The following is a 2490-nucleotide window of genomic DNA, read 5'->3' on the forward strand; positions in this document are numbered from 1 at the left end:
ATCGGTTGTTTTTATCCCAATTTTCGGATATTTCATATCAAAGGAAAAAATAGCTTATAAAAATTTTATATTTATGCTGCTCTCTATATTGGGGATATATCTGATATCAGTTCAAGAGAGCTTAACCATTCAATATGGTGATTTTCTATGTTTGTTATGTGCTATTTTATTTGCACTTCATGTGGCTCTAATAGGAGATTTTAGTAAAAAATATAACCCTATAACTCTAGGAGTTTTGCAATTTGGATTCACTTCAGTATATAGTTTATTCCTATTTAAAATAATACCCTATAAGCCTATAAGCTTTACTAATAAAAGGTTCATAGTTTCCCTGGTGTTGCTAAGTATTTTTAGTACAGCACTTGGTTATATTTTTCAACTGCTCGCTCAAAAACATGTAAATGCAATAACAACGGCAGTAATTCTATCCTTAGAACCTGTGTTTTCAGCAATTTTTGCGTATTTCATACTATTTGAAACTATGAGCTTAAATCAAATTGTTGGAGCAATTATACTATTTGCTAGTGCCATTGGGATTCAGATAGATTTAAAAAGTATAAAAGAAAAGGTCTATTGTAGAAAGTGAAGTAAGTTTCTTTTTTCAAGTTTACTTAAAGCTTCAAAAGAGTTTTTACAGTTAATTTACCTATAATTTATTTGATATTAACAGGAAGGTGATAGAGTAAGTTAGGATTAAAGTTTTAGGGAGGAGAAATAATGAAAAAAACTGTTTTATTGGTAACACTTTTATCAACTGTTTTAACTTATGGAGAAACTTTAGAAGAGATTAAAGAGAAAGCACAGAAAGAAGGGGAAGTTCTATCGGTAGGAATGCCAGATAATTGGGCAAACTGGAAGGATACTTGGAATCAAATAAAAGATAAATATAATATAAAACACAGTGATACAGATATGAGTAGTGCACAGGAGATCGCAAAGTTTAAAAATGAAGGTAAAAATGCTACAGCTGATATAGGGGATATAGGTGCTGGATTTGCAAATATAGCTCTAAAACAGGGGGTAACTCAGCCATATAAAACAAGTTATTGGGATGAGGTGCCAGAGTGGGCAAAAGATAAAGATGGACACTGGATGATAGCATATACTGGAACAATAGCTTTTATTGTGGATAAGGATAAGATTCCAGAAAAAGATATACCTAGGTCTTGGGAAGAGTTAAAAAATAGTAAATATAAAGTTAGTACAGGGGATGTGGGGACTGCTGCACAGGCTTCTAGTGCAATTTTAGCGGCAGCTTATGCATTAGGTGGAGATGAAAGCAACATAGAACCAGCTATAAAATATTTTGCTAATTTAGCAAAAGAGGGTAGAGTTTCAGCAGTAGCTCCAAATATTCAAAACTTGGAAAAAGGAGAGGTTGAAATCGGATTGATGTGGGATTTTAATGGATTGAGTTATAGAGATTCTGTAGATAAGGATAGATTTGAGATTTTAATTCCATCTGATGGGTCTTTAATAAGTGGGTATACAACAATAATCAATAAATGGGCAAAAAATCCAAATGCAGCTAAACTGACAAGAGAGTATATATTTAGTGATGAGGGACAGATCAATTTAGCCAAAGGAAATGCAAGACCAATAAGAAAAATTGATTTACCAGAGGATATAAAGAAAAAAATGATTCCTGATGAGCAATATAAAAATGCAAAAGCTATAAAGAATCATGAAGCTTGGGATAAAACTTCTAAAAATTTGGGAAGAATTTGGCAAGAGGAAGTCTTAGTAAATAGAAAATAAGGAGAGCTTATGAAAAAATTGATATTGATTTTAATTGATGGTATGGGAGACCATGTAAGTAATAAAATGGGCTATTTAAAAGCTTTAGAAGAGGCTGGTCAAGGGGAAAAGTTCACTTTAAAAAGTGAGCTTCCTAGCATTTCAAGACCTCTGTATGAAACTATTTTAACTGGAAAAACACCTCTAGAAAGTGGAATAATAAACAATCAGATAAATAGAATGTCAAAGGAGGAAAGTATATTCTCTGTTGCAAGAAAATCGGGATTAAGAACAGCAGCAATTGCATATCATTGGATACATGAGCTATACAATGGACCTTTCAATATGGAAGAGGATATTGAAGTTGAAAATTTAGAAAAAAATATAAATTATGGAAGATTCTATTGGGAGGACAACTATCCAGACTCACATCTACTGACTTTAACTAATAGAGTTATAAAAGATAAAAAACCTGAGTTTTTACTATTACACACTATGAATATAGATGAGGCAGGACATAGATATGGAGGACTTTCTAAGAAGTATGAGAATAAAGTTCATAAGTTAAACTTCTATTTATCACACTTTATACCTCTTTGGCAAAAGCAGGGGTATGAGATTATAGTTACTTCTGATCATGGAATGGACGAGAAAGGAAACCATGGAGGAGATACTACTCTTGAAAGAAAGGTTCCACTTTGAATATTGGGAGACATATCTAAAAAATATAGAGATTCTAATATCACTCAAAGA

General features: G+C 32.2%; 3 protein-coding genes. All 3 read left to right on the forward strand.

Annotated features, from left to right (window positions below):
* Nucleotides 1-586: DMT family transporter (locus ACMOUI_RS11270; RefSeq protein ID WP_418965791.1), on the forward strand; the 586-nt coding region annotated here is incomplete at its 5' end.
* A gap of 131 nt (nucleotides 587-717) precedes the next feature.
* The gene (locus ACMOUI_RS11275) at nucleotides 718-1758 is read left to right on the forward strand and encodes an ABC transporter substrate-binding protein (protein ID WP_418965792.1); all 1041 of its coding nucleotides are present in this window, start codon (nucleotides 718-720) and stop codon (nucleotides 1756-1758) included.
* Between the two features lie 9 nt (nucleotides 1759-1767).
* Nucleotides 1768-2439, forward strand: coding sequence for an alkaline phosphatase family protein (locus ACMOUI_RS11280; RefSeq protein WP_418965793.1), 672 nt, complete (start codon nucleotides 1768-1770; stop codon nucleotides 2437-2439).
* The last annotated feature ends 51 nt before the right edge of the window (nucleotides 2440-2490 follow it).

The organism is Cetobacterium sp. (assembly GCF_048470075.1).
Lineage (GTDB): Bacteria > Fusobacteriota > Fusobacteriia > Fusobacteriales > Fusobacteriaceae > Cetobacterium_A.